The organism is Saccharopolyspora kobensis, assembly GCF_900108315.1.
Lineage (GTDB): Bacteria > Actinomycetota > Actinomycetes > Mycobacteriales > Pseudonocardiaceae > Saccharopolyspora > Saccharopolyspora kobensis.
Genome location: NZ_FNVB01000011.1, coordinates 104,297 through 128,595 on the forward strand (window position 1 = coordinate 104,297; position 24,299 = coordinate 128,595).

At 71.0% G+C, this 24,299-nt stretch carries 28 protein-coding genes and 1 pseudogene; 16 read left to right on the forward strand and 13 right to left on the reverse strand.

Going from position 1 to position 24,299, the window contains the following annotated elements; genetic code table 11:
- Positions 1-29: 29 nt before the first annotated feature.
- From rpsR to dnaB, 3 genes are all read left to right on the forward strand, one after another.
- The gene (rpsR, locus tag C4T78_RS31675; protein WP_093151213.1) at positions 30-266 is read left to right on the forward strand and encodes a 30S ribosomal protein S18; all 237 of its coding nucleotides are present in this window, start codon (positions 30-32) and stop codon (positions 264-266) included.
- A 19-nt stretch (positions 267-285) separates the two neighbouring features.
- The gene (rplI, locus tag C4T78_RS31680) at positions 286-738 is read left to right on the forward strand and encodes a 50S ribosomal protein L9 (RefSeq protein WP_093151215.1); all 453 of its coding nucleotides are present in this window, start codon (positions 286-288) and stop codon (positions 736-738) included.
- A gap of 421 nt (positions 739-1,159) precedes the next feature.
- Complete coding sequence (gene dnaB / locus C4T78_RS31685; protein WP_093351105.1) at positions 1,160-2,551, forward strand: replicative DNA helicase; 1,392 nt, start codon at positions 1,160-1,162, stop codon at positions 2,549-2,551.
- 67 nt (positions 2,552-2,618) lie between these two features.
- On the opposite strand, the gene C4T78_RS31690 is transcribed toward dnaB, so the two are convergent.
- Together C4T78_RS31690 and C4T78_RS31695 are read right to left on the reverse strand one after the other, a co-directional pair.
- Positions 2,619-3,551, reverse strand: coding sequence for an EamA family transporter (locus tag C4T78_RS31690; protein WP_235863398.1), 933 nt, complete (start codon positions 3,549-3,551; stop codon positions 2,619-2,621).
- A 140-nt stretch (positions 3,552-3,691) separates the two neighbouring features.
- A complete protein-coding gene (locus tag C4T78_RS31695) occupies positions 3,692-4,669 on the reverse strand; it encodes a helix-turn-helix transcriptional regulator (protein ID WP_177247517.1) in 978 nt (325 codons plus the stop codon).
- A 103-nt stretch (positions 4,670-4,772) separates the two neighbouring features.
- On the opposite strand from C4T78_RS31695, the gene C4T78_RS31700 reads away from it, so the two are divergent.
- The gene (locus C4T78_RS31700) at positions 4,773-5,177 is read left to right on the forward strand and encodes a VOC family protein (protein ID WP_093350319.1); all 405 of its coding nucleotides are present in this window, start codon (positions 4,773-4,775) and stop codon (positions 5,175-5,177) included.
- Between the two features lie 124 nt (positions 5,178-5,301).
- Here the strand turns inward: C4T78_RS31700 and C4T78_RS31705 are convergent, their stop codons facing one another.
- The gene (locus tag C4T78_RS31705) at positions 5,302-6,435 is read right to left on the reverse strand and encodes an FAD-dependent oxidoreductase (protein WP_093350317.1); all 1,134 of its coding nucleotides are present in this window, start codon (positions 6,433-6,435) and stop codon (positions 5,302-5,304) included.
- A 69-nt stretch (positions 6,436-6,504) separates the two neighbouring features.
- Between C4T78_RS31705 and C4T78_RS31710 the strand changes: the two genes are divergently transcribed.
- Positions 6,505-7,185, forward strand: a complete 681-nt coding sequence (locus C4T78_RS31710) for a TetR/AcrR family transcriptional regulator (protein WP_093350314.1) — start codon at positions 6,505-6,507, stop codon at positions 7,183-7,185.
- A 41-nt stretch (positions 7,186-7,226) separates the two neighbouring features.
- On the opposite strand, the gene C4T78_RS31715 is transcribed toward C4T78_RS31710, so the two are convergent.
- A complete protein-coding gene (locus C4T78_RS31715; RefSeq protein ID WP_093351100.1) occupies positions 7,227-7,667 on the reverse strand; it encodes a MarR family winged helix-turn-helix transcriptional regulator in 441 nt (146 codons plus the stop codon).
- An 87-nt stretch (positions 7,668-7,754) separates the two neighbouring features.
- Between C4T78_RS31715 and C4T78_RS31720 the strand changes: the two genes are divergently transcribed.
- Positions 7,755-8,162 carry a nuclear transport factor 2 family protein gene (locus tag C4T78_RS31720; RefSeq protein WP_093350311.1) on the forward strand — a complete coding sequence of 136 codons (408 nt, stop codon included), beginning with the start codon at positions 7,755-7,757 and terminating at the stop codon, positions 8,160-8,162.
- Between the two features lie 63 nt (positions 8,163-8,225).
- Here C4T78_RS31720 and C4T78_RS31725 read toward each other — a convergent pair whose 3' ends face one another.
- Positions 8,226-8,729 (reverse strand): GNAT family N-acetyltransferase, encoded by a 504-nt coding sequence (locus C4T78_RS31725; RefSeq protein ID WP_235863397.1) that lies wholly within the window; start codon positions 8,727-8,729, stop codon positions 8,226-8,228.
- A 192-nt stretch (positions 8,730-8,921) separates the two neighbouring features.
- Positions 8,922-9,818, reverse strand: a complete 897-nt coding sequence (locus C4T78_RS31730) for an RNA polymerase sigma-70 factor (protein WP_218161551.1) — start codon at positions 9,816-9,818, stop codon at positions 8,922-8,924.
- A gap of 250 nt (positions 9,819-10,068) precedes the next feature.
- On the opposite strand from C4T78_RS31730, the gene C4T78_RS31735 reads away from it, so the two are divergent.
- The gene (locus tag C4T78_RS31735) at positions 10,069-10,554 is read left to right on the forward strand and encodes a carboxymuconolactone decarboxylase family protein (protein ID WP_093350306.1); all 486 of its coding nucleotides are present in this window, start codon (positions 10,069-10,071) and stop codon (positions 10,552-10,554) included.
- 24 nt (positions 10,555-10,578) lie between these two features.
- On the opposite strand, the gene C4T78_RS31740 is transcribed toward C4T78_RS31735, so the two are convergent.
- Positions 10,579-11,196, reverse strand: a complete 618-nt coding sequence (locus tag C4T78_RS31740) for a hypothetical protein (protein ID WP_093350303.1) — start codon at positions 11,194-11,196, stop codon at positions 10,579-10,581.
- A 379-nt stretch (positions 11,197-11,575) separates the two neighbouring features.
- Between C4T78_RS31740 and C4T78_RS31745 the strand changes: the two genes are divergently transcribed.
- Positions 11,576-11,899 (forward strand): YciI family protein, encoded by a 324-nt coding sequence (locus tag C4T78_RS31745; RefSeq protein ID WP_093350301.1) that lies wholly within the window; start codon positions 11,576-11,578, stop codon positions 11,897-11,899.
- Positions 11,896-13,110 carry an RNA polymerase sigma factor gene (locus C4T78_RS31750; RefSeq protein WP_093350298.1) on the forward strand — a complete coding sequence of 405 codons (1,215 nt, stop codon included), beginning with the start codon at positions 11,896-11,898 and terminating at the stop codon, positions 13,108-13,110. Before C4T78_RS31745 ends, C4T78_RS31750 begins: the two co-directional genes overlap by 4 nt.
- Positions 13,111-13,166: 56 nt before the next feature.
- Here the strand turns inward: C4T78_RS31750 and C4T78_RS31755 are convergent.
- Both C4T78_RS31755 and C4T78_RS31760 read right to left on the reverse strand, forming a co-directional pair.
- Positions 13,167-13,346, reverse strand: a pseudogene (locus tag C4T78_RS31755) (aldo/keto reductase); the annotation flags it as partial.
- Positions 13,347-13,398: 52 nt separating this feature from the next.
- Positions 13,399-14,307 carry an NmrA/HSCARG family protein gene (locus tag C4T78_RS31760; RefSeq protein ID WP_093350295.1) on the reverse strand — a complete coding sequence of 303 codons (909 nt, stop codon included), beginning with the start codon at positions 14,305-14,307 and terminating at the stop codon, positions 13,399-13,401.
- A gap of 93 nt (positions 14,308-14,400) precedes the next feature.
- On the opposite strand from C4T78_RS31760, the gene C4T78_RS31765 reads away from it, so the two are divergent.
- Entirely contained in the window at positions 14,401-14,955 is a 555-nt protein-coding gene (locus C4T78_RS31765) for a TetR/AcrR family transcriptional regulator (protein WP_093350293.1), read from the forward strand.
- Here C4T78_RS31765 and C4T78_RS31770 read toward each other — a convergent pair.
- Positions 14,939-15,640 carry a MerR family transcriptional regulator gene (locus tag C4T78_RS31770; RefSeq protein ID WP_093350290.1) on the reverse strand — a complete coding sequence of 234 codons (702 nt, stop codon included), beginning with the start codon at positions 15,638-15,640 and terminating at the stop codon, positions 14,939-14,941. The genes C4T78_RS31765 and C4T78_RS31770 overlap by 17 nt on opposite strands.
- Positions 15,641-15,754: 114 nt before the next feature.
- Between C4T78_RS31770 and C4T78_RS31775 the strand changes: the two genes are divergently transcribed.
- The 3 genes from C4T78_RS31775 to C4T78_RS31785 all read left to right on the forward strand — a co-directional run bounded on the left by C4T78_RS31775 (position 15,755) and on the right by C4T78_RS31785 (position 18,671).
- The gene (locus tag C4T78_RS31775) at positions 15,755-16,942 is read left to right on the forward strand and encodes an erythromycin esterase family protein (protein WP_093351095.1); all 1,188 of its coding nucleotides are present in this window, start codon (positions 15,755-15,757) and stop codon (positions 16,940-16,942) included.
- 69 nt (positions 16,943-17,011) lie between these two features.
- Positions 17,012-18,001 (forward strand): GlxA family transcriptional regulator, encoded by a 990-nt coding sequence (locus tag C4T78_RS31780; protein ID WP_093350287.1) that lies wholly within the window; start codon positions 17,012-17,014, stop codon positions 17,999-18,001.
- Between the two features lie 70 nt (positions 18,002-18,071).
- Entirely contained in the window at positions 18,072-18,671 is a 600-nt protein-coding gene (locus C4T78_RS31785; RefSeq protein WP_093350285.1) for a cysteine hydrolase family protein, read from the forward strand.
- A gap of 251 nt (positions 18,672-18,922) precedes the next feature.
- Here C4T78_RS31785 and C4T78_RS31790 read toward each other — a convergent pair whose 3' ends face one another.
- Positions 18,923-19,534 (reverse strand): TetR/AcrR family transcriptional regulator, encoded by a 612-nt coding sequence (locus C4T78_RS31790; protein WP_093350280.1) that lies wholly within the window; start codon positions 19,532-19,534, stop codon positions 18,923-18,925.
- A gap of 99 nt (positions 19,535-19,633) precedes the next feature.
- Here C4T78_RS31790 and C4T78_RS31795 point away from each other — a divergent pair, with 99 nt between their 5' ends.
- The 3 genes from C4T78_RS31795 (at position 19,634) to C4T78_RS31805 (ending at position 22,760) form a co-directional block, all read left to right on the forward strand.
- Positions 19,634-19,987 (forward strand): nitroreductase/quinone reductase family protein, encoded by a 354-nt coding sequence (locus C4T78_RS31795; protein ID WP_093350277.1) that lies wholly within the window; start codon positions 19,634-19,636, stop codon positions 19,985-19,987.
- Between the two features lie 331 nt (positions 19,988-20,318).
- Positions 20,319-21,599, forward strand: a complete 1,281-nt coding sequence (gene thrS, locus C4T78_RS31800) for a threonine--tRNA ligase (RefSeq protein WP_093350274.1) — start codon at positions 20,319-20,321, stop codon at positions 21,597-21,599.
- A gap of 144 nt (positions 21,600-21,743) precedes the next feature.
- Entirely contained in the window at positions 21,744-22,760 is a 1,017-nt protein-coding gene (locus tag C4T78_RS31805; protein WP_177247516.1) for an LCP family protein, read from the forward strand.
- A 57-nt stretch (positions 22,761-22,817) separates the two neighbouring features.
- Here C4T78_RS31805 and C4T78_RS31810 read toward each other — a convergent pair whose 3' ends face one another.
- A complete protein-coding gene (locus C4T78_RS31810) occupies positions 22,818-23,255 on the reverse strand; it encodes a carboxymuconolactone decarboxylase family protein (RefSeq protein WP_093350269.1) in 438 nt (145 codons plus the stop codon).
- Between the two features lie 38 nt (positions 23,256-23,293).
- On the reverse strand, positions 23,294-24,160 hold the full coding sequence (sigJ, locus tag C4T78_RS31815) for an RNA polymerase sigma factor SigJ (RefSeq protein WP_093350266.1): 867 nt from the start codon (positions 24,158-24,160) through the stop codon (positions 23,294-23,296).
- Positions 24,161-24,299: the final 139 nt, after the last annotated feature.

A 24,299-nucleotide genomic window follows, 5' to 3' on the forward strand; every position in this document is an offset into this window, starting at 1 on the left:
CTCGAAGTTTTCGTTCAGGAGGAAGACCGATGGCCAAGGCGCCTGTGCGCAAGCCGAAGAAGAAGGTCTGCGTGTTCTGCAAGGACAAGGCCGCGCAGATCGACTACAAGGACACGACGCTGCTGCGGAAGTACATCTCCGACCGCGGCAAGATCCGTGCCCGTCGCGTGACCGGTAACTGCAGCCAGCACCAGCGCGACGTCGCCATCGCGGTGAAGAACGCCCGCGAGATGGCGCTGCTGCCCTACACCTCGACCGCTCGCTGACCAAGGAAGGAGCCACGTCGTGAAGATCATCCTCACCGCTGACGTCTCCAACCTCGGCGAGTCCGGCGACATCGTCGAGGTCAAGGACGGCTACGCGCGCAACTACCTGCTGCCCAAGGGCCTGGCCATCGTGGCCACCAAGGGTGCGCAGAAGCAGATCGAGACGATCCGCCGCGTCCAGGAGAACCGCCGCGTGCGGAACCTGGAGCACGCGCACGAGCTGAAGCAGCAGCTGCAGAACCTGGGCGGCGTCACGCTGACCGCCAAGGTCTCGCCGCAGGGCAAGCTGTTCGGCTCGATCACCACCGGCGACGTCGTCGCCGCTGTCCGCAAGGCGGGCGGCCCGAACCTGGACAAGCGTTCGGTCAGCCTGCGCGGTCACATCAAGTCGCTCGGCAAGCACGTCGTCGACGTGCAGCTGCACCCGGACGTGGCGGCCAACGTCAGCGTCCAGGTCACCAAGGGCGAGTGACCAGGTAACACCGCTTCAACCGCAGCATCGTCCACTCCGACCTTCAGGTGAAGGGTGGACGATGCTGCGTCCGGCGCGCGCACCGGCGGTCACGGTGACGACGGAGTTCCACCGATTCCGACACGCCGAGCAGCGCGACACGCCCGGACTTTTCCACGGATTTCTTCCACAGCCTATGCACAGCCTCTGACCAGGGGATTCTTGTCACTTTTGACGAGTTGTCCCCAAGTTGTCCCCAGCTGTGCGGATGGCTGCTGCGAGTTATCCCCAGCTCGGTTCGATCTATCCACAGGTTGTCCCGAGCTTTGTCCACAGCTTGACTTGCCTGCTCCGAGCAGGCGATCTAGCTTCGCGCGCGTGCCCACGCGCCCACCGCGCGCGATGGTCTTGGCGCCGGAGGAGGTGACCGGGTCAGGTGGCGATGCCAGAGGAACCCGAAGACCCCTACTTCGACGATGACGAGGGCGGCGGCAGCGGTGCCGCTCGCACCTTCGAGCGGCAGCCTCCGCAGGACCTCGCCGCGGAGCAGTCCGTGCTCGGCGGCATGATGCTGAGCAAGGACGCGATCGCCGACGTCGTCGAGGCCCTCAGCCCCAACGACTTCTACCGCCCGGCCCACCAGACGATCTACGACTGCATCCTGGACCTCTACGGCCGCGGCGAACCGGCGGACGCGATCACCGTGTCCGCCGAGCTGGAGCGCCGCCAGGAACTGCTCAAGGTCGGCGGCGCCCCCTACCTGCACACGCTGATCGCCACCGTGCCCACGGCGGCGAACGCGGGCTACTACGCGGAGATCGTCGCGGAGAAGGCGATCCTGCGCCGGCTGGTCGAGGCGGGCACCCGCATCGTCCAGCTCGGCTACCACGGCTCCGAAGGCGCGGCGATCGAGGAGATCGTGGACCGCGCCCAGGCGTCGATCTACGACGTCACGGAACGCCGCGCGAGCGAGGACTACCACGCCCTCGAAGAACTCCTCCAGCCGACGATGGACGAGATCGACGCGATCGCGTCCCGAGGCGGCCAGTCCCAGGGCATCCCCACCGGCTTCGCCGACCTCGACGCCCTCACCAACGGCCTCCACGCAGGCCAGATGATCATCGTCGCGGCCCGTCCTGGTGTGGGTAAATCGACCCTGGGACTGGACTTCTGCCGGGCTGCTTCGGTGCAGCACGGGTTGGCGACCGTCATCTTCTCGCTGGAGATGGGGCGCACCGAGATCGTCATGCGCATGCTCTCCGCCGAGGCCCGGATCCGGCTCGGCGACATGCGCGGTGGCCGGATGACCGATGACGACTGGACCCGGTTGGCGCGGCGGATGAGCGAGATCAGCGAGGCACCGATCTTCATCGACGACTCGCCGAACCTCACCATGATGGAGATCCGCGCCAAGGCGCGGCGGCTCAAGCAGCGGCACGACATCCAGCTCATCGTCGTGGACTACATGCAGCTGATGACCTCGGGCAAGCGCGTCGAGTCCCGTCAGCAGGAGGTCTCGGAGTTCTCCCGAAACCTCAAGCTGCTGGCCAAGGAGCTCGAAGTCCCGCTGGTCGCGATCTCCCAGCTCAACCGAGGCCCGGAACAGCGAACGGACAAGAAGCCGCAGCTCTCCGACCTCCGCGAGTCCGGCTCCCTGGAGCAGGACGCGGACATGGTGATCCTGATCCACCGCCCGGACGCCTTCGAGCGGGACGACCCGCGCATGGGCGAGGCGGACCTGATCCTGGCCAAGCACCGAGCCGGTCCGACGGCGACGATCACCGTCGCGCACCAGCTGCACTACAGCCGCTTCGTCGACATGGCCCAGGAGTAGTCCCGGCTGCAGGTTGTTGGAACAGCGGCTGAGCGCTCGGTCCTCGGTCGACGCAGAGCACCATCGATCAGCAGGCCCGGGTGCCTGACCGGGCAAACCGGTCCTGCGCAGGATCGGGGCCGTCCGGAAGTGGTTTCGGGCCGACCAGTTGCACCAGCACCGCGCCGGTCAGCAGGATCACCGCCCCGGCCACCTGCGTCAGGCCCAGCGCCTGGCCGAGCAGCAGCCAGGCCAGTACGGCGGCGACCAGCGGTTCCACCAGGGCCAGCACACTGGCCGAGGCCGGGGGCAGAGTGCGCAGCGCCCGAAGCCCGGCCAGGTAGGGCAGCACGGTGCCGGCCAGGGCCAGCACCAGCAGCGCCAGCCACACCGGAATCCGCAGGCCGCCGAGTTCCACCGGGGCGTCGAGCAGGCCCGCGGGGAGCGTCCACGGCGGGGTGACGGCGCTGACCACCACCGCGCCGATCACCAGCCCGGCCGCGGTCAACCCGAACGTGTCGTGCCTGCTCGCACCGCGCTCACCGAGCAGGAAGTACCCGGCCGAGCAGATCGCCGCGGCCAGACCGCAGGCGAGGCCGAGCAGGTCGATTCGGGCTCCCCGCCCGAACTCCGCGACCAGCGCCAATCCGGCCACCGCCAGCCCGATACCCAGCCACACCAGACCGGGCAGCCGGGTGCGGCGCACCACCCGCACCCACAGCGCGACCAGCGCGGGTGCCAGATTGACCAGCACCATCGCCACCCCGACCGGGATCCGGGCCACGGCCAGGAAGAAGAACAGCTGCACTCCGGCGACGCCGAGCAGGCCGTAGCTGACCAGCGGCCACAGGTCGGCGCGACGGAACCGCAGCGCCTGCGGCCGCAGCACCACGACCACTGGTGCCAGCAGCACCGCGGCCAGCGCGATCCGCGCCGAGGTCACTGCCATCGGGGACCAGCCCGTCGCCATCACCGTCTTGGCCAGCGGGCCGGAACTCGCGAACAGCACCCACGAGCTCAAGCACAGCCCGGTCGCCTGGGCCTGGCGCGGTCTTCTCCAGTGCGGCCACAGTCCGCAGTCTGCCCCCGGGATCACCTTCCTGAACAGCGATTTTCCGGCGGCAGATGTCGGCGCCGGTGTGCGAGCGTCCCGGCGCGTGATCAGCCTTCCTGTCGTGCGTCGGCGTGGTCGGCGAGCCGGCTGGCCAGTGCTCGCACCAGGTCGCGGAGGGCGTCGGGTCGTTCGATGACGAACGGCCGGTCGAGGGCGGCGAGCAGGGGCGGTATCCATTCGAGGCGTTGTGCTCGGATCCGGGCCCGGAACCAGGGAGTGCCGGGGTCGATCTGCTCCAGCTTGGCGACGGACGGTGGGAGGACGGAGCGGATCTGCTCGGGCGTCGCTCGGATCCGCACGGACACCTCGTGCTCGTACGGCGTCTCGGCGATCGCGGTCAGCACCCGCTCGGCCGGGTCGAAGCCCGTTGGGGCGTCGAACGTTCCGGGGCGCAGCTCGACGGTCGTGATCCGGTCGACGCGGAACGTGCGCACCTGCTCGCTGGCCGAGTCGAAGCCGGTCAGGTACCACCGCCCGGAGTGGGCCACGACCCCGTACGGGTGGACGACGCGTTCGCTGGCGCCGCCGTGACCGGCGGTGTAGCCGAGATCGACCGGGCGTCGATCCCGCGCCGCTTCCGCGACGGTGAGCAGGACCTCGGCTTCCGCCGTGAGCGCCGATCGCGCGGGCGCGGTGAAGTCGGCGATCTCCAGCAGCGCGTCGAGCCGGCGGCCTAGAGCTCCGGGCAGCACCCGGCGGACTTTCGCGACCGCGCTCTCGGCGGCCGCGGCCGAGGTGCTGAGCAACCCGGCGCGGCGGCCCGCGACCAGGCCGAGCAGGACGGCGAGCGCCTCCTCGTCGGTGAGCATCAGCGGCGGCATCCGATAGCCCGGCGCCAGGCGGTACCCGCCGTGCCGCCCGCGCACCGAGCGGACCGGGATGTCCAGGTCCAGGAGATGACCGACGTAGCGGCGGACCGTGCGCTCGTCCACGTCGAGTCGTTCGGCGAGCTCGGCGACGGTCCGGGTGCCTCCGCGCTGGAGGATCTCCAGCAATGCCAGTACGCGGGCGATCGGCCGAGTCACCGCAAGATCCTCCCAATACCGGGCGGATCCTGTCCACTATTGCTCCTAACGTGGCCGGTGACCCCTCGGGAGGGAGCGCCCTCCCAGGCAGGAAGGACCCACCGTGCAGCTTGTTTCCGTCCGCGTCATCACCAACGACGTCGCCCGCCTTGTCGAGTTCTACGAGCAGGTGACCGGCCTCGATGCGCGTCGGCCCGCCGAGCAGTTCGCCGAGCTCGTAGGCCCGTCGTGCACCTTGGCCATCGGCAGTGCCGAGACGATGGCGCTGTTCAGCGCCGGGGCCGCCGTACCCGAGTCGAACCGGACCGCGATCCTCGAATTCCTCGTCGAGGACGTCGACCGGGAGCACGAACGGCTGACGAGCCTGGCTGCCGCGCCCGAGGTCGTGCAGGAGCCGACCACGATGCCGTGGGGGAACCGCTCCCTGCTGTTCCGCGATCCCGACGGCAACCTGGTCAACTTCTTCACCCCGCTCACCGACGAGGCCCGCGCAAGGCTCGCCCGCTGACCGGCCGCGTCAGCATCGGACCAGCCGTTTTCGGCACGGCACGCGAACCACAGCGCCGGGACAGCCATGCGTCGCAAGGGATTCGCTGCCCTTGGCGCCCCGAGATCTCGCGCGGAGTGCTCAGCTACGACGAGGTCGGGCTGTCCGAGCAGCGGGGCTGGAAGAAGTCGAGCATCTTCCGGCTGGCGTCCGGGGCCATCAGCAGTTCCTGCAGATCCGCGGACATCCGGGCGGCCGCGCTGGTGCGCTCGAACATCTCGCGTTCGTATTCCCTTGCGGCGGCGGGGAAGTCGTCCGGGTGCTCGGCCAGCGCGAGGCCGAGCAGGGCGCCGTCGAGCAGCGCCATGTTGGCGCCCTCTCCCACCGGTGGCATCAGGTGGGCGGCGTCCCCGATCAGCGTGACGTCCGGCTTCGGCGGCCAGGTCAGGCCGACCGGGAGCGTGGTGATCGACCGCGGCACGACCGTGTCGTCGCAGGCCGCGATCAGCGCGGTGATCCGCGGGTCCCAGCCGGGGAGCAGCTCGATGAGCCGCGCGCGGGCGGCGGGCGGGTCGTCGAACGGGATTCCGCTGGTGTCGAACCAGTTCTCGGCGGTGTTGTAGAAGCTGATGCCGATGCGGACGCGGCCGTCACGGTTGCGCTGCGCGGCGAGCGAGATGCCGTCGCCGAGCACCCAGTAGTTGCCGCGCCCGACCATCGCCGCGAGGTCGGGGTGCGTGCGGTCGACGTCGGGAATGCCGACCTCGACGACGTTCTGGCCGATGTGCGCCGGGCGGGCGTCGGTGAGCAGCGCGCGGACTCGGGAGTTCGCGCCGTCGGCGCCGACCAGCAGGTCGTACGTCGCAGTGCTGCCGTCGGCGAAGTGCAGCACGCCGTTGTCGGCTGATTCGAACGCTCGCCCCCAGCGCACGGCGCCTGCGGGGAGCGAATCCAGCAGCAGGTCGCGCAGATCGGCGCGGTCGACCTCGGGTCGTTCGAGCGGAGCGTCGTCGGGCGTGTCCTCTTGGAGCAGGAGGGTTCCGTCCGGTTCGAGGAGGCGCATGTCCTGGCCTTCGCTCCGCGCGATCGCGTGGAACTCGTCGATCAGGCCGGCCTCGCGCAGCGCCCGCTGGCCGGAGTGGATGTCGAGCATGCCGCCCTGACCGCGCGCGTCGCGCGACGGTTCCCGTTCGTGCAGCACGGCGTCGATGCCGTTCACGTGCAGCACCCGGGCAAGGGCCAGACCGCCCAGGCCGGCTCCGACGATGGCGATGGTCATGGTTCCCTCCTTCGATACGGCGTACTGATCGATACACTGTATCGGCCGATGCGGTGTATCGTCACCGGCATGTTGGTGTGGGAGAGGCCGGAGCCGCCGAATCGACCCGCGCCGGCCCCGTTGAGCCGGGAGCGGATCGTGCGAGCGGCGATCGGGCTGGCCGACGCGGACGGCCTGGATGCGGTCTCGCTGCGCAAGGTCGCCACCGCGCTGGACGTCCGCCCGATGCGGCTCTACGGCTACATCGCGAGCAAGGAGGAGCTGCTCGACCTGATGGTCGACGCGGTGCACGCCGAGATCCGGCCGGTCGGAGACGGTTGGCGGGAGGTGCTCCGGTCCCTCGCCGAAGTCACTCGGCACGCCGCGCACGAGCACGAATGGCTCGCCGACCTGCTGGGCGGCCGACCTCAGCTCGGGCCGCACGCGCTGGCCAGCGGGGAAGCCGTGCTGGCCGCGCTGGGCGAGGTCGACGTGGACGCGGTCATGCCGGTGGTCGCCGCGGTCAACGCGTACGTGATCGGCGCGGTGCGCCGGGAGATCGCCGAGCGGCGGGCCGAGCGGGCCACCGGGATGGACGAGAAGCGCTGGCAGGCCGCGCTCGGGCCGTATCTGGAGCGGACCTTCGCCACCGGCCGGTTCCCCGCGATGGCCGCGGTGGTGCGCGATGCCGCCCACCTGGACGCCGACGAGACCTTCCGGATCGGCCTCGAGTTCCTGCTCGACGGCATCGGAGCCAGCATCGCGAGGTGACCGCTCAAGCCGCCGCGGGGCGGAGGCCGTTCAGCGGGGCTTCATCGCCGCTGGTGGTGCGTGAGCAGTTGGGCGAGCAGGCGGGTCAAGGTCTGGCGGTCCTCGGCCGGGAGCGGCCCGAGCAGGTCGTCCTGCACCTCGTCGAGCGCTCGGTCCAGGCGCTGCAGCTGCTTGGTGCCCGCCTTGGTGACGGTCACGATGTTGCGCCTCCGATCGTCCGGGTCGGGGGACCGCTCGACGGCGCCCTGCTCGGCCAGTTCGTTGATCGCCGCCACCACGTCGCTGCGGTCCATGCTGCACCGGCGGCCGAGTTCGGCCTGGCTGGCCGCGCCGAACTCGTCCAGCGCGGCCAGGATCCGGTAGTGGTAGCCGCGCGCGCCCGCCTCGGCGAAGCCGTCGGACACCAACCGCGCGCTGTGCACCGCCAACTGGCTGAGCAGCCAGCTCGGCTTCGCGGTTAGGCGTGAGGGCGTCTTGTCCACGGCGACCACCCTACATCGTTGGCCGGGCCAACGAATGTGTGTATCGTTGGCCGCGCCAATGTTGGACCAGCCAACGAAGGGGGCGTCATGCCCACGGATATCGCGGACCGCATCGAGATCGCCGACCTGTTCACCCGCCTCGCGCGCCTGCTGGACGAGAAGCGGTGGGCGGAAACCGGCGACGTCTTCGCCGACGATGTGGCGGTGCACTCGCCGCGCGGGGGCGAACTCCGCGGCATCGACGAAGTCACCGGCTACCTGAGCCGGTCCGACGATGAAGCGCAGCGCACCCAGCACATGACCGCTGACCTGCAGGTGAACGTCACCGGCGACGAGGCGACTGCCTCGGCGAACTCGCTCGTGCACTTCTACCGCGACGGCCGGGCCCCGCACCAGACCAGCGGGCTGCGGCTGTTCTGCACCACTGTGCGCACGCCGGTGGGCTGGCGAATCCGCGACTACCGGATCGTGCCCGCGTGGACGCGCGAGAACTGATCTCCCGCGCTTGGAGGACAGGCGGCCAGGGGCCCGGAGGCGTTGCTTCCAGGGCCCCGGCTGTCAGCGCTGGTCCAGATCCGGGCGCGTGAGCCTGAACCGGGCTGCGTTCTCGTCGGTCGCCCAGCGGTGGAAACCGGCCTTCTCCAGGACGCGGACCGAGGACGGGTTCGACAGTTCCACGTTGGCGGACACGGTGTGGACGTCGGGTGCGGTGAGGGCGAACTCCGCCAGCGCGCGAGTGGCCTCGGTGGCGTAGCCGCGGCCGCGGCGGGAGGCCACGATGCCGTACCCGATCTCGACGACGCCGTTGCTCGGCGGCCAGAACAGGCCGATCGAGCCCACCACCGAGCCGCTCTCGCGCTCGACGACCAGCCGGTGGCCGTGCGCACCGAGCCAGGCGGGGTTCTGGTCGAGGAGACCGGCGATCACGCGATCGCCCTCGGCGGGGAAGTCCTCCGCCCAGTGCGCGGACCGGATGCCGTCGCGGACCGCGGTGGCCTCGCTGGGTGTCCAGGTCCGCAGGACGAGGCGCTCGGTGATCACATCGGCGGGTGAAGAAGACACGTGCTTTCTCCTGGTCGTTGGAACGACCCGGACCGCGCTTCGACTAGTGCGCGGGCCGGATGAGGGCATGCTGATGAGGGCCGGTGGCGGCCATATTCATCAACCTCCCCATCCAGTGATCGCGCTCCTGTCGAGACGGTAGCGGCGATTCCCCGGTCACGGCAACAGATTTCGCGCGTCCGCTGGAGGCCCTCAGCGGCTCACCGCGGTTTCGAGGTCGATGCGCGCCAGCTTCTCGGGATTGCGCACGGCGTACAGGCCGGTGATGAGGCCGTTGTCGATGCGCACCGCCAGCACGGAGTCGGCTTCTCCGGTCAGCTTGATGCGCAGCCCGGGTTGCCCGTTGATCTGCACCGGCTGCAGCGCGGCCCTTGCGGTGAGCCGCCCCAGCACGCCGGTCACCCGGTCGGCGCCGACGACGGGTGCCAGCGCGGCTCGGACGACTCCACCGCCGTCGGTCAGCAGGACGACGTCGGGCGCGAGGACGTCGAGCAGGCGTTGCACGTCGCCGGTTTCCACTGCTCGCCGGAAGGCGTCGAGCGCGTCGCGGGCCTCGGCCGGGGAGGAGTTCCCGCGCGGTCGCCGCGCGGCGACGTGGTTGCGCGCGCGGTGGGCGATCTGGCGAACGGCGGCCGGTGTTTTCCCGACGGCGCCTGCGATTTCGTCGTAGCCGAGGTCGAAGACCTCGCGCAGCACGAACACTGCGCGCTCGGTCGGGGCGAGCGTCTCCAGCACCAGCAGCATCGCCATCGAGACGCTGTCGGCCAGTTCGACGTCCTCGGCCACGTCGGGCGCGGTGAGCAGCGGTTCCGGTAGCCAGGGGCCGGCGTAGGACTCCTTGCGGCGGCGGAGCGTGCGCAGTCGCGTCAGCGCTTCGCGGGTGGCGATCCGCACCAGGAAGGCGCGTTGATCGCGGACCGATTCGAGGTCGACTCCCGTCCAGCGCAGCCAGGTCTCCTGCAGGACGTCCTCGGCGTCGGCGGCCGAGCCGAGCATCTCGTAGGCCACGGTGAACAGCAGGTTCCGGTGGGCGACGAACACCTCGGTGGCGGGATCCATGCGTTCGTGCGCGGGGGCGCCCTCGTTCATTCCCGGCTCCTGCCTGCTCGCTCTCGTCGGGCCGCTGGGCGGTTTTCCGGCGGATGGCCCGATCCTGCAACTTGAAGCGCGGTCGAGCTCGATCGACCGCGTCCACGCACCAGAAGCCGCGCGGGGCTGCTCTGTGACAGCCCGGATCGGTGTCCTGCGTCACGTCGCGCCGTTGTCACAGCGGCCGGGTGGGCGGCTTCTCCATGGTCGTCACGATGCCGCGAAGCAATCCACGAGTGAGGACGAAGCGATGGAACCCCGTATCGACCTGATGACCAACCAGCTCGGTGCCAAGGTCAGCAAGCGGATCTACGCCGTCAACCTGGCGATCAAGGAGGTGTCGCTGCCCAAGGCGTTGCTGGAGCTGATCGCGCTGCGGGTCAGCCAGATCAACGGCTGCGGCTGGTGCGTCGACGTGCACACCAAGGAAGCGGCGGCCGCCGGGGAGAGCGCGGCCCGGATCAACCTGGTCGCCGCCTGGCGCGAGTCCGCGGTGTTCGCGGAGGCCGAGCGGGCCGCGCTGGCGCTCGCCGAGGAGGGCACCCGGCTCGCCGACGCCCACCACGGGGTGACCGACGAGACGTGGGCCGAGGTGCGCGAGCACTACGACGACGACCAGATCGCGGCGCTGGTCTCGCTGATCGCCGTGATCAACGCCGCCAACCGGCTCGGCGTGATCACGCACATGCGCGGAGGTTTCTACGACCCCGGCATGTTCGCCGCCCTGTCGAGCTGAGCGGCCTCCGGCCTGCCGGTCGAGTCAGGGTTGGCGGGCGGCGGCGCAGGTTTCGATCCACGTCGCCAGGTCGGGTACGCCGTCGATGGTGAGCAGGGACGGGCAGCCCGGGAGGGGCGTCGCTCCGGTGAAGGCGTGGTCCTGGGCGAAGAGCAGGAGCCGGCCGCTCCGGCGGTGGGCCAGCGTCAGGTTGCCGTTGGCCTCGACCGCGACGACGTAGTGCTCGTCGGGCCGGACGGGGACTTCGAGTCCCGCGTCGAGGACTTCCGAGAGCCGCGTGTTCGCGATGCCGGCGGTGAGCACCTCGTCCTGGTTGCGCCACCAGGATCCGGGTTCGCCGAACCACTCGGTGATCCCGCCGCAAACGGCCGAGAACGCCCGGTGGACCGGGTGGAACGCCTCGGTGCCCTCTTGCCGGGGTGGGTGGCAGAGCCACCCTCCCCGGTCGTCGGGTGGTCCCCAGGCCAGCAGCTCGTAGGCCTCTCCGTCCTCGGAGACCGGAGTGACGGTCGCTGATCCGAGCAGGGCCGAGAGCGCGGGCAAGCCGGGCACCGGCCCGCGCGTCCACGGCTCGGCCTCGCCCGCCACGGCAATTCCGCCGAACCACGGAACTCGATCGAGGAACTGCTCCCAGTCGGACACGGGACCGACCTTAGAGGCGCGGGCGAATCCGGAGACGCTGTCGGGCCAGGACTGGGGATTCGGGCCCGCTCCGGTCAGCTCTGCGGCGCGCGGTCGATTTCTCGTTCGAAGGCGAGGAGTTCTTCGGCGAAGGCTCGGGGGGTTGTCCTCGGGGGAGAAGTGGCCTGCTCCGGGGAAGAACCTGAGCTCGGCCGCCGGGAGCGCTGCCATGCGCACCGCTCCGTCGGCCGGTCGCCGGGCCTTCCGGGTGTCCGATCGGGGCGGTGCCGTTCGTGGTGGGAGTGGAGGCCGCGATTCCGGGGAGCGAGCATGGACTGACGAACCTCTCCGTCGGATCGCGGCCGTCCCGGAGGGCGATCCAGACCGCAGAGGAGTCGACGTGCAGTACCTGGTTTCCGTGATCGACGACAAGACCGCTTCGGCCACCGCGGAGGAGATGGCCGCCGTCGAGGCGTTCAACGAGCGGCTCCAGGCCGAGGGCCACTGGGTCTTCGCCGGCGGCCTCAACGCGCCCAGCACGGCCACCGTCATCGAGCACCGGGACGGCGAGCCGATGTTCACCGACGGGCCCTTCCTGGAGTCGAAGGAGCACCTCGCCGGGTTCTGGGTCATCGAGGCACCCGACCTCGACGTCGCGCTCCAGATCGCCGCCGAGGGCGCCGAGCGCTGCAACCGGAAGGTCGAGGTGCGGCCGTTCCTGTGAACCCGGTCGAGGAGGCCCTCAGCCGCGCGCACCGCGCGGAGTGGGCGCGGCTGGTCGCCGTGCTGACCAGGCGATTCGGTGATCTGGACATCGCGGAGGAAGCGGCGGCCGAGACGTTCGCGACCGCTGTCGAGCGGTGGGCCGCCGACGGCGTGCCGCCGAACCCCGGTGCCTGGCTGACGACCACCGCCGTCCGCAAGGCGATCGACCGGCTCCGGCGCGAGAGCAAGCGCGAGGACAAGCACCGGGAGGCGATGTCGATGCACGACGAGCGAGAGCCCGTCGGGGCCGTCGACGACGAGCGGCTCCGGTTGCTCTTCACCTGCTGCCACCCGGCGTTGGCGATGGAGGCGCGGGTCGCCCTGACGCTGCGCCTGGTCGGCGGGCTGACCGTGCCGGAGATCGCGAGCGCGTTCCTGGCGCGGGAATCCGCCATGGGCAAGCGGATCACCCGCGCGAAGAACAAGATCAAGGCGGCTCGCATCCCGTACCGGGTGCCGTCGGCGGAGGATCTCCCGCGACGGGTTTCCGGTGTGCTCGCAGTGCTCTTCCTGGTCTTCAACGAGGGCTACCTGGCGACCGGTCCCGGCACCGATCCCGTGCGCCAGGAGCTGACGGCCGAGGCGATCCGGCTGACGCGGCTGGTCCGCGGCCTGCTGCCCGACGACGGCGAGGCGGCCGGGCTGCTGGCGCTGATGCTGCTCACCGAAGCCCGCCGTGCCGCGCGCGTTTCGGACAGCGGTGAGCTGATCGCGCTCCACGAGCAGGATCGCGGTGCCTGGGACGCGGATCTGATCGCCGAGGGGCATTTGCTGGTTCGCGAGCGTCTGGCCTCGGGAGCGGCTCCGGGGCGCTACCAGATCCTCGCCGCGATCAACGCCGTGCACACCTCCGCCCGCGACGCCCGCGATACCGACTGGTCGCAGGTCGTCGCGCTCTACGACCAGCTCGTGCGCCTCGACCCGTCGCCGATCGTCGCGCTCAACCGGGCCATCGCGGTCGCCGAGGTCGACGGCCCGGAAGTGGCGTTGGCGGCCGTCGACCGGCTCGAGCTGGCCGGTTATCACGCCTTCCACGCCACTCGCGCCGATCTGCTGCGAAGGTCGGGGCGCGTGCGGGAATCGCGCTCGGCGTACGGCAGGGCAATCGAGCTGGCGGGCAACACAGCCGAGATCGCCTACCTGACACGCCGGCGCGACCAGCTGGAGTAGCGCGGCGCGCACCCGGTGCACCGAGCGGGCAGCGGCATGGCGCCTGCCCGCGGAGATCAGGCCGAGGCGTCCGCGAGGGCCTGGAGCTCGCCGTCGGTCAGCTGCAGGGCGAGCAGCTGCTCGACCGTGCGGGCGGAGGCGATCGGTGCGACCACCGTGGGCTGCTGCGCGAGCCAGGCCAGCGCGACGGTCGCCACGTCTGCACCACGAGCCGCCGCGACCCCCTCCAGCGCGGCGGCTCGGTTGTCCTAATAGGACACTCGCTCGACTGGACGCCGCAGCCGGTTCTCAGGCCCGCATGTGCTCCTGCGCCCAGGCCTCGAAGCTGGTGAGCGGGATGCCGAGATCTCTGGCGTACTCGGGGCGTCCCGGCTGCTCCGCCGCGTTGAGCCACTCGTGCCCGGCACCCATGGGCGGCATTCCGGCGGCGACGGCCTGCTCCTCGGTCATGTCGGGTGCGGACAGCCGGGTTCCGAGCACGCGGGAGAGGACCTCGGCGATCTCCCGCATCGACAGCAGGTCGCTCGCCAGCTCCAGTTCGAGCCGGTCGAACCGCTCGGGTTCGGCGATGGCCGCCGCGGCCGCCGCGCCGATGTCGTCCGTCGCGACCAGGGAGAGCCGCGTTCCGGGCTTCACGACGCTGACCAGGCCGCCCTCGATGCCGCGCGGGAACAGGAAAGCGTTGGCGGGCAGGAAGTTCTCCATGAAGAAGGCCGGTTTGAGCAGTGTCCAGCGCGGAAACCCGGCCGCGCGGAGGCGTTCCTGGAGCGCGGTCTTGACGCTCATGGCGTGCTCCAGCATGGCCCAGCGGCCGTCGGCCCAGCCGGGAGTTTCGGTGTGCTGACCGGCACCGGAGACCGAGGTGTGCACGAACTGCGGCACTCCGGCGGCCAGCGCGGCTTCGATGAGGTTGACGCCCTGGGCCAGTTCACCGTCGAAGTCCGGGCCGTCGGCGGTGAAAGCGGGCATCTGCACGGAGAAGACGGCGCGGACGCCTTCGGCGGCGCGGCGCACCGAATCGCGGTCGTGCAGATCGCCGCGGACCAGCTCGGCGCCGAGCGCTTCGACGGCCTTGGCCTTGTCGGCGGACGGGTCGCGGACCAGTGCGCGGACGGGAACGCCCGCCGCGAGCAGAGCGCGCGCGGTGGCGCCTCCCTGCTTGCCGGTGGCGCCGGTGACCAGGACGGGTGCGGGCATGAGTGCCTCCTGCGAATAAGTGGCGGGGTCCGCCGTTTCTGTCCCGGTACGATATGGCGGGCCCCGCCATTTGGCAAACCTGGAGGTGACGCGATGCCCGAGGGACAGCGCGCGGATGCCCGGCGCAACTACGCGCGGATCCTCGCGGTGGCGGAGCAGGAGGTCGCCGCGCACGGTCCGGAAGCCTCGCTGGAGCAGATCGCCCGCATCGCGGGAGTCGGCTCGGCGACGGTGCGCAGGCACTTCCCCACTCGGCAGGCGCTGCTGGAGGCGGTGTCGAAGGAGCGGATCGAGGCGCTGCGCCTCCGCGCCGCGGCCTTGGCGGGCGAGCACAGCAGTCGCGAAGCGCTGCTGACGTGGCTGAGCGAGGTCGTCGCCTACTGCGTGTCCGCCCGAGGTCTGGCAGCCGCGCTGGCCTACGACGGCGATCCGACGCAGAACGGCTGCGCGGCGGCGCTGGAGGAGGCCGGAGGAGACCTGCTGGCCCGTGCGGCGCGCGACGGCGCGGTGGCGGCCGACGTCACGGTCGCGGACCTGCTCTCGCTGATCGTCGGCATCGCCCTGATCACCCAGTACGGCCCCGATCCCGAAGCCCGCGCGGACCGGCTGTTCCAGCTGGCCGTGGCGGGACTCAGCCCGCAGCGCTGACCTGCTCCAGCATCGTCAGGTAGGCGTCGAGCAGGCCCGCGCCGGCGAGGAGGCTGCGGCTGCGCGCCGTCAACCGGGCCTGCCAGGAGGCGAGGAAAGCGGCCAGCGCGTTCGCTCCGCCCGCCTCGCGCAGCGAGTCGAGGAACTTGGCGACCTGGGTCAGCGGATAGCCGCCGCGTCGCAGTTGACGTGCGATTTCAGCGTCGCGCACGCTATCCGGCCCGTACTCGCGGTAGCCCGTGGCCCGGTTGCGCTCCGGGCGCAGGATGCCGTGGGTCTCCCAGGTGCGCAGCGTGGCCGGGTGCACACCGATGCGTCGCGCGAGTTCGCCGACGGTCAGCGGCGGGCCGGTGACCGTCGGCGTGCTGGACAGGGAGCTCAGCGCCGATGCGACCTCCGTGCGGGTGTCGCGCTCGGCGAGCAGCGAGACGTGCGCGGCGTCGATGAGCCGGTAGGCGGATTCGGTGTCGCCGCGGTTGCTCGCGCGCATGATTTCCACGGCCTGCTGGTGCCCGTGGCCGCCGCGCAGGGCGAGGAAGGCGCGCAGGGCCTGCGCGTGCAAAGGCGTGTAGCGGCGGTACCCGGTCTCGCTGCGCTCGGTCGGCGGCAGGACGCCCAACTCGTCGTAGTTGCGGACCGCTTGGGCGGAAAGCCCGTGCTCCCGGGCGAGGTCGATCGGTCGCAACGCGAACCTCCGATTGAGGCTTTGAGCAGCAATCACCAGGTGGGATTCGCCGGAGTTTCACCCGAATCTTCAACGATAGCGTCGAGGGCACCGCAAATCGGAGAAGGGGTGCTCATGTCCATTGCCGAGATCGGCCGCCAGCTCGACGACCTCGGTCGCGCCGTCGACGACCTGCTCGCCGCGCGGCCCGAACCGCCGGTCCTGCTCGGGCTCGGCGAGCCCACGCACGGCATCGAGGCGTTCCCGTTGCTGCGCAACGAACTCCTGCCCGAGCTCGTCGCACGCGGATACCGGTCGATCGCCTTGGAGACGGATCACTTCGCCGCGTCCGTCGTCGACGACTACGTGGCCGGGCGAGCGGGCGACATCGATGAGGTGCTGGAAACCGGGTTCAGCCACCGATTCGGCGCGGTGCCGGGAAACCGAGAGCTCGTCGAATGGCTCCGCGCGCACAACGCCGAGCGCGACCCGCGGGACCGCGTCCGCTTCTACGGCTTCGACGGGCCGATGGAGATGTCCGGTGCGCCCAGCCCGCGACGCGCGCTCACCTCGGTCATCGACCACCTGCCCGCCGCGCTGGAGTTCCCGGAGATCGATGCACTGCTCGGCGACGACGCGGACTGGGAGAACCAAGCGGCCATGTACGACCCGGCGGCGTCCATCGGAGGCTCGGATCGCGCTCGCGCGCTGCGCGTCGTCGCCGACGACCTCGCCAGCGCTCTGCGCCGCGCGGCGCCGGGCCTGCGCCGCCAGGACCCGGATGCCCACGACCGAGCCGCCGCGCACGCGCGCACGGCACTGGGCCTGCTGCGCTACCACGCGGCCATGGCCAGCGCCTCGCCCGACCGGATCGCGACCTTGCTCAGCCTGCGCGCCGAGATGATGGCCGAGAACCTGCTCGCGATCGTGGCCCGGGAGCAGCGCCGCGGACCGACCCTGGTGTTCGCGCACAACGCGCACCTCCAGCGCGCGAAGTCCGACATGCAGTTCGGCGGGGACGAGGTGAGCTGGGACGACGCGGGCGCGCTCGTCGAACTCGTCCTCGGCGAGCGCTACGTGTTCCTGGCGACCGACGCCAATCCTCGCAGCGCGCCGGGCACCCTCCAGGGCGAGCTGGCGAGGGCGACCTCCCGCCGCGCCCTGTTCCCGGCGCAAGCCCTGCGCGCCGCGCTGCCCCCGTCGATCACCGCGGGAGAACCGATCGTGCCCGGCCACCTGCCCCTGAAGCCGGAGCAGCTGACGGGCGCTGACGCGGTCGTCTTCATCGCCGACACCGACGGGAAGCAGCACCAGTTCTGGTGACCGGGTCGTGTCCGGATGTGACAGCCGATCGTCATTGAGGACATCACGGGCAGCGGTGAACATGGAGCCATGTCCATCGCGCACCGCGTCGTCATCGCGGTCTTCCCCGACGTCGACCTGCTCGACGTCACCGGCCCGGCCGAGGTCTTCGCGCTGGCCAACCGGGAGACCGCCGGGCGGGCCGGCTACCAGGTCAGGCTGGCCGGGCCGGTCGCAGGCGAGGTCCGCACCTCGGCGGGGGTGCGGATGCTCGCCGACGTGGCCTTCGACGACGTCGGCGACGACGTCGACACCCTCCTGGTGCCGGGAGCGGTCGACATGACCGACGCCGGGCCCGTCGCCCGCATCGATCCCGACGTGGTGGCGTGGGTGCGGGAGACCTCCGCGCACGCCCGGCGCGTCGCGTCGGTGTGCGTGGGCGCGCACGTGCTGGCCGCCGCCGGGTTGCTGGGCGGCAAGACGGCGACCACCCACTGGTCGACCGCCGCGCAGCTCGCCGCCGAGCACCCGGACGTCGCGGTCGATCCCGACCCGATCTTCGTGCGCACCGACGGCGGCAGGCTGTGGACCGGGGCCGGGATCAGCGCCTGCCTGGACCTGGCGCTGGCCCTGGTCGCCGAGGACCACGGCGAGCAGACGGCGCTGGCGGTGGCCCGGCAGCTGGTGATGTACCTGAAGCGGCAGGGCGGGCAGAGCCAGTTCTCCGTGCCGCTGAGCCGCCCGGCGGGCCGTCGGGACATCGACGAGTTGCGGGTGTGGATCGCCGACCACCTCGACGCGGACCTGTCCGCGCGGGCGCTGGCCGAGCGGATGTGCCTGAGCGAGCGGCACTTCGCCCGCGTCTTCAAGCAGGAGACCGGCACCAGCCCGGCGACCTACGTCGAAGCGGCCCGCGTCGAGCTGGCCCGCCGCCTGCTGGAGACCACCGACTGCCCGCTCGACCAGGTCGCGGCGGCCGCCGGGCTCGGCTCGGCGGAGACCCTGCACCGCGCGTTCCGGCGGCAGCTGGCCACCACGCCGGCGGCGTACCGGAGGCGCTTCCGCACGCCGGCCGCCTGACCCGGCGATCGATCCCCCCTCGGCGAAGGGGTGCTTCGCCATGCCCGCTCACCGGACGAGAGGACGTTCCATGACATCCAAGACCCTGCGCGACGTGATCGGCCTGAGCGCCGAGCCGCCCCGGCTGAGCGAATCCGCGCTGATCCTGATCGACTTCCAGAACACCTACCGCACCGGCGTCATGGCCCTGGACGGCGCCGAGGAGGCCCTGTCGGCGGCCGCCCGGCTGCTGGAGCGTGCGCGAGCGGCGGGAATCCCGGTCGTCCACGTCATCAACGACGGCGGCGAGGGCACGCCGTACGACATCCGCGCGCACATCGGCGCCATCAGCGACGAGGTCGCGCCGGTCGATGGCGAGCCGGTGGTGGTCAAGCAGTTCCCCAACGCCTTCCACGCCACCGAGCTGGAGAAGACGCTGAAGGACCTCGACATCGGCGGCGACCTGGTGCTGGCCGGGTTCATGACGCATATGTGCGTCACCTTCACCGCCCAGGGCGCGTTCAACCTCGGCTACCGGCCCACGGTCGTCGCCGAGGCGACCGCGACCCGGACGCTCCCAACCCCGGACGGCACGTCGCTGCCTTCGCCTTCGCTCCAGGCAGCGGCGCTGACCACGATCACCGACCTGTTCGGCCTCGTGGTCCCCACCGCCGAATCCCTCCAGGAGTGACCGCATCCCTGCGTCGGCGTCCACTGTGGAAATAGGTGGACGCCGTTCGCGGCGGGACGGAAACTGTCGGACGTCCAGCGAGCCGGCAGACCTGTTCGGCCGCGTGGCCGCCGACTACGATCGGACGATCCCCTTCTCCGCCACTTCCGGCCAGCGCCTGGTGACCTGGACGGTTGTGCCGCGCGACGCCCGTGTGCCGGGCGTTTCAGCCTCCGCTCGTCGGGGTTCTCCCCGAGATCGCCCCTGGGAGGTCAGCAGAGGTCGCGCAGGCTGAGCGGGGCGGGCGGTGGGAGAGGTTCGGCGTGCTCGGCTCGCAGGGAGTTGAGCAGGTAGCCCAGCAGTCGGCGGGAGGCGGCCGGAGTCGTCACGCCGTTGTTCGCCATGAGCAGCAGTGTGAGATCGCTGAGCTCGAAATCGGCGCGGAGCGCACCGGCCTCCTTGGCGCGGTCGGCCAGCGCGGCGAAACTGCGCAGCGCGCGGTCGAGTTCCTGGTCAACGTTGACGGTTGCGGGCAGCGCCGCGAGGAAGGCCGCGCTGAAACCGCGGTCGTCGGCCTGCATGGCGAACACCTTCTCGAGCACCGAGCAGAACCCGCGCCACGGATCGGGATCGTCCAGCGCCTCGTGGACGACCGCGGTGCAGTTCGCGAACCGGTCGGCGAACGCCTCGGTGATCAGCGATTCCTTCGTGGGGAAGCGGCGGTAGAGGGTGGCGACGCCGACCTCGGCGCGCCGGGCGATCGCGGCCATCGGCACGTCGAGGCCGCGCTCGGCGAACAGCGCCCGCGCCACCTCGACGATGCGATCGCGGTTCTGCCGCGCGTCGACGCGCAGCTCGGGCAGGTGAGACGGCTGCGTGCTCATCGCTCTCACTTTAGCTCAAGTGGAGGGGGTGCTCCACTTTTCTTGCTAGCGTTGTCCGTGCAGGTGGAAGGCGGTTTCGAGAGCGAATCGAGGAGTCTCATGAGGGTCGGAGGAGCACGGACGGAGCGCGTGGTCGGCGGCTTCAACGCGTGGATGATCGCGCTGAGCCGATCGCCGCGGTGGGGTCGGCCGGTCCGCAAGCACTTCACGGTCATCACCTACACCGGCCGTCGTTCGGGACGCACCTTCACGGCCCCGGTCGGCTACCGAAGAAAGGGCGACACCGTCACGATCGGCGTCCACGTCCCCAACGCCAAGAATTGGTGGCGGAACTTCACCGGCGAAGGCGGCCCGATCACCCTGGAACTCGACGAAACCCCTCGCGAGGGCCACGCGATCGCCCGCCGCGACGAGAAGGGCCGCGTGACGGTCACCGTGCAACTGACGGACTGAAGGCCTCCGCAGCCCCGCCGCCCCGGAACCACCGCAATTTCAATTGAAATCACACCTCCAATTTCAATTGAAATTGCGTTCCGGAGGCCGGAGCGGGCCTCTGCTCGCCGCACGATCCGGCCGAGGCGCGGGACGAACGGGTGCGGCTGATGTCCGAACCGCCACCGCGATCCCGCGGTGGCCTGCGGCGGGTGCTGGCTCCGCTGGACGAGGAACTCCGGCGCACTGTTCGGAATCACGTCGTGCCCGCGCGCGGTGGGCTGCTAACGTCGTCGGTGTGAAGCGCGCTGGTCTGACTACGACGCCGGACGACGTCCCGGCGCGCTGACTGCTGTTCTCGCGAAGCTCCGGGGCGGGTGCCCCGGAGCTTCGTCGTGTGGTCACCCGCCTCATCACCGGTGAGGAGACCACCATGCACGACCACCGCAAGCTCGGCCGCGAGCTGGGGCTGTTCGACACCGACCCGCTGATCGGCGCCGGGCTGCCGTACTGGCTGCCCGACGGAGCCGTCGTGCGGCACACCCTGGAGGAGTACATCCGCGACGCCGAGCGGCGGGCGGGATACCGGCACGTCTGCTCACCGGTGCTGGGCAAGCGCGAGCTGTACGAGATCTCCGGCCACTGGGAGCACTACCGCGACGACATGTTCCCGCCGATGGATCTCGGCGGCGAACAGGTGGTGCTGCGCCCGAGCCTGTGCCCGCACCACGCGGTCATCTACCGGTCGCGCTCGCACAGCTACCGGGAACTGCCGCTGCGGATGGCGGAACTGGGCGGCATGTACCGCTCGGAGCTCTCCGGCGTGCTCGGCGGCCTGACCCGCGTGCGCGCGATCCAGCTCAACGACGCGCACATCTTCTGCACCCTCGACCAGGTCGCCGAGGAGGCCGCGGCCGCGCTGGAACTGATCCGCAGCGCCTACGCGGCGATGGGCATCAGCGCCGCCCGCTACCGGCTCTCGCTGGCAGGTGAAGGCGGGAAGTACGTCGCAGCACCGGAGAACTGGAAGCGCGCGGCCGCCCTGCTCACCGAAGTCCTCGACCGCAGCGGCCTGGAGTACGAGGCCGTCGAGGGCGAAGCGGCGTTCTACGGCCCGAAGATCGACGTGCAGGTCGCCGACAGCGCAGGCCGCGAATCGACCCTGTCCACCGTGCAGGTCGACTTCCACCAGCCCGAGCGGTTCGACCTGCACTACACCGGCCCGGACGGCGCCAAGCACCGGCCGGTCATGGTGCACCGCAGCATCATCGGCAGCGTGGAACGAGCCGTCGCGCACCTCATCGAGGTGCACGGCGGGGCCTTCCCCGCCTGGCTGGCGCCGACCCAGCTCGTGATCCTGCCGATCTCCGACGCCGAGCTGCCGCACGCGGACCGCTTCGCCCGGCAGTGCCTGCGACGAGGTCTGCGCGCGGAGCTCTCGCCCCCGGACCGGGGCAGCCTCGGCGCGCGCATCCGCGAAGCCCGGCTGGTGCCCTACCAGGTGGTGATCGGCGCGAAGGAGGCCGAAGCGGACCTGGTCTCGGTGCGCCTGCGCGACGGTCAGCGCCTGGACGCCCAACCGGCCGAGGAGTTCCTGGCCGGTCTCGGCGACCTTCGGTCCTCAGTGGACTGAACAGCCCTTTTTCGGGAGGTGTGACAACCACCGGGGCCGTTGGACGTCTGAACGGGTATGAACACCCGACGCATGCGGAACGACTGGAGCGCACGGCCGGCGGCGCCCGCCCCGAGGCCTGCGCCGCCCCGTCCTGCGAACGGCATGCGGGACGACTGGAACGCCCGGCCGCCGGCTCGCGGGCCGAGGCCTGCGCCACCGCACTCCCGGCGGCGCAGGCCTCGCTGGCCGGTCGTGGTGCTGCTCGTGCTGGTGCTGTTCCCGCTGGTGTTCGGGGGCTGGCTCTGGTTCCACGTCGATTCGTCGATCAACCGGGTCAGCGCCTTCCCCGACTACGACGGTCGGCCGGCCGCGGGCGCGGGCACGAACTGGCTCATCGTCGGCTCCGACAGCCGGGACGGGCTCGACCCGGAAACCCGCGAGAACCTGCACGTCGGTGCGGCCGAGGGGAACCGCACGGACACGATCATGATCGCGCACTTGCCGGACAACGACACGCCGCCGACGCTGATCAGCCTCCCGCGCGACTCCCGCGTCCCGGTGCCCGGCCAGGGCCGATCGATGATCAACTCGGCGTTCGCCATCGGCGGCCCGCAGCTGCTGGCGCAGACCGTCGAGCAGGCCACCGGCCTGCGGATCGACCACTACGCCGAGATCGGCTTCGGCGGCTTCGCCGGCCTGGTCGACGCGGTCGGCGGCGTCGAGATGTGCCTGGAGCAGGAGATGCACGACACGCAGACCGGCCAGACGCTGCAGGCCGGCTGCCAGGTCCTGGACGGCGAGAAGGCGCTGACCTTCGTCCGGATGCGCTACAGCGACGCCACGCCGCGATCGGACCTCGACCGGGTCGCCAACCAGCGCAGGTTCATCGGCGCGCTGGCCGACGAGGCCTCCAGCTTCGGCACCCTCATCAACCCGTTCACGACCTACGCCCTCGCCGACAGCGGCGCGGCCGCGATGAAGATGTCCGAATCCGACGGCGTCGGCGACCTGCTGTCGCTGGCCTGGGCGATGCGCGGCATCTCCTCGGGCGGAGTGGTGACGACGACGGTGCCGGTCGCCGACGCCACCGCCAAGAGCTGGGACAAGGAGAAGGCCAGCGCGCTGTTCGAGTCGGTCAACTCCGACCAGCCGATCTCCGACGACCTGATCGTCGAGTGAGCACCGTGGTCGTGAGTGCGCAACAGTGTTCGAACGCTGTCGCGCACTCACGACCGCTCAGCGGCGCGGTGGCTTCATCTCCAGCGGCACGCCGATCAGGTTCAGCGCGTTGATCAGCGACACCTGCGCGACGAGGTGCCCGAGCTCCGCTTCGTCCGGGAACGCCTTGCGCAGCGAGTCCCACAGCTCGTCGGTGACGTGCTCGCGCCGGGTCGCCGCCTCGGCGTAGGCCAGCGCGGCCCGCTCCCGCTCGTCGAACAGCTCCGACTCCTGCCACACCGGAAGCTGCAGCAGCCGGTCCTGGCCCTCGCCGTGCCGCAACGCCTCCCGGCTGTGCATGTCGACGCAGTACACGCAGCCGTTGATCTGCGAAACCCGGATCTTCACCAGTTCGCGCAAGGTCACGTCCAGCGGCCCCTCCCGCAGCGCCGCATCGGCCTGCTTGAAGCCCGCGTACGGCTCGGGGGCGGTCTTGCTGAGATCCAGTCGTGCCATGGTCTTCCTCTCCCATCAGGCCTTCACCAGGGAGACGACTAGGGGCGCGCGAACGTGACCGCGCGGAGCTTCCGCGGGTTGAGCTGCCGCCGGTAGGCGCTGATCCGGCCATCGGTGATCCCGACGGTGTCGACGCTGTGCACGCGGCCGTTCCGGTAGGCGACCAGCGCGGGCTCGCCACCGACCTCGACGATGTCGATACGGCTCAGCGACCACTGCCTGCCCACCCGCAACAGCACTTCGGCGATGCGCAGCCCGCCGTGGATGAGCTTGCGCGCCGCGAAGACCTCCCCGCCGCCGTCGGTGGTGTACACGGCGTCAGGGTGCATCAGCTCGACCAGGCCTGCGAGGTCACCGGCCTGGTAGGCGGCGCGGAAGGCGACGAGCAGGCGCTCGCGTTCGGCGCGCGGCGCGGTCGGGGCGGACTCCCTGGCCTCGGCGACCCGGCGCCGCGCCCGCGAGGCCAGCTTCCGCGCGGCGGGCACCGACCCGCCCAGCACCTCGGCGATCCGGTCGAAGGAGATCCCGAAGACGTCGTGCAGCACGAACGCCACCCGCTCCGGCGGGCTCAACGCCTCCATGACCAGCAGCATCGCGGTCGACACGGACTCGTCGACGAGCACCGGCTCGGCCGCGTCCGGTCCGGTGAGCAGCGGCTCCGGCAGCCACGGGCCGACGTAGCTCTCCCGCTGCACCCGCGCGGACTTCAGCACGTCGTAGGAGCGCCGCGCGGCCACGGTCACCAGCCACGCCCGGAGATCCACGACCGCGCTGAGATCGGCTGAAGACGCCCGCAACCAGACGTCCTGCACGACGTCCTCGGCGTCGGCGACGCTGCCGAGCAGCCGGTAGGCCACTCCGAACACGGCCGGCCGGTGCTCCGGCCACTCGGCCGTCAGCCGCATGGCGCACTCCCGGGGAAATTCGCTTGTCGCCTCCCGCCGCGGTGCGGAAACTGGTCGGCGACCGGTAGCCCAGTGGCGGAGGACTTCGTGCGCCGACTCTTCGAAATGCCCCGACTTCCCAGGCGGAACGAGTATTTCG

Coding starts and splice junctions, on each gene's coding strand:
- C4T78_RS31730 (WP_218161551.1), bottom strand. CDS start 9,818: ATGAACGAGGGCGCCCCCGCGCACGAACGCATGGATCCCGCCACCGAG.
- C4T78_RS31765 (WP_093350293.1), top strand. CDS start 14,401: ATGCCCGAGGGACAGCGCGCGGATGCCCGGCGCAACTACGCGCGGATC.
- C4T78_RS31720 (WP_093350311.1), top strand. CDS start 7,755: ATGCCCACGGATATCGCGGACCGCATCGAGATCGCCGACCTGTTCACC.
- C4T78_RS31735 (WP_093350306.1), top strand. CDS start 10,069: ATGGAACCCCGTATCGACCTGATGACCAACCAGCTCGGTGCCAAGGTC.
- sigJ (WP_093350266.1), bottom strand. CDS start 24,160: ATGCGGCTGACGGCCGAGTGGCCGGAGCACCGGCCGGCCGTGTTCGGA.
- C4T78_RS31780 (WP_093350287.1), top strand. CDS start 17,012: ATGTCCATCGCGCACCGCGTCGTCATCGCGGTCTTCCCCGACGTCGAC.
- C4T78_RS31810 (WP_093350269.1), bottom strand. CDS start 23,255: ATGGCACGACTGGATCTCAGCAAGACCGCCCCCGAGCCGTACGCGGGC.
- C4T78_RS31785 (WP_093350285.1), top strand. CDS start 18,072: ATGACATCCAAGACCCTGCGCGACGTGATCGGCCTGAGCGCCGAGCCG.
- dnaB (WP_093351105.1), top strand. CDS start 1,160: ATGCCAGAGGAACCCGAAGACCCCTACTTCGACGATGACGAGGGCGGC.
- C4T78_RS31790 (WP_093350280.1), bottom strand. CDS start 19,534: ATGAGCACGCAGCCGTCTCACCTGCCCGAGCTGCGCGTCGACGCGCGG.
- C4T78_RS31775 (WP_093351095.1), top strand. CDS start 15,755: ATGTCCATTGCCGAGATCGGCCGCCAGCTCGACGACCTCGGTCGCGCC.
- C4T78_RS31710 (WP_093350314.1), top strand. CDS start 6,505: ATGTTGGTGTGGGAGAGGCCGGAGCCGCCGAATCGACCCGCGCCGGCC.
- C4T78_RS31760 (WP_093350295.1), bottom strand. CDS start 14,307: ATGCCCGCACCCGTCCTGGTCACCGGCGCCACCGGCAAGCAGGGAGGC.
- C4T78_RS31795 (WP_093350277.1), top strand. CDS start 19,634: ATGAGGGTCGGAGGAGCACGGACGGAGCGCGTGGTCGGCGGCTTCAAC.
- C4T78_RS31705 (WP_093350317.1), bottom strand. CDS start 6,435: ATGACCATCGCCATCGTCGGAGCCGGCCTGGGCGGTCTGGCCCTTGCC.
- rpsR (WP_093151213.1), top strand. CDS start 30: ATGGCCAAGGCGCCTGTGCGCAAGCCGAAGAAGAAGGTCTGCGTGTTC.
- C4T78_RS31805 (WP_177247516.1), top strand. CDS start 21,744: ATGCGGGACGACTGGAACGCCCGGCCGCCGGCTCGCGGGCCGAGGCCT.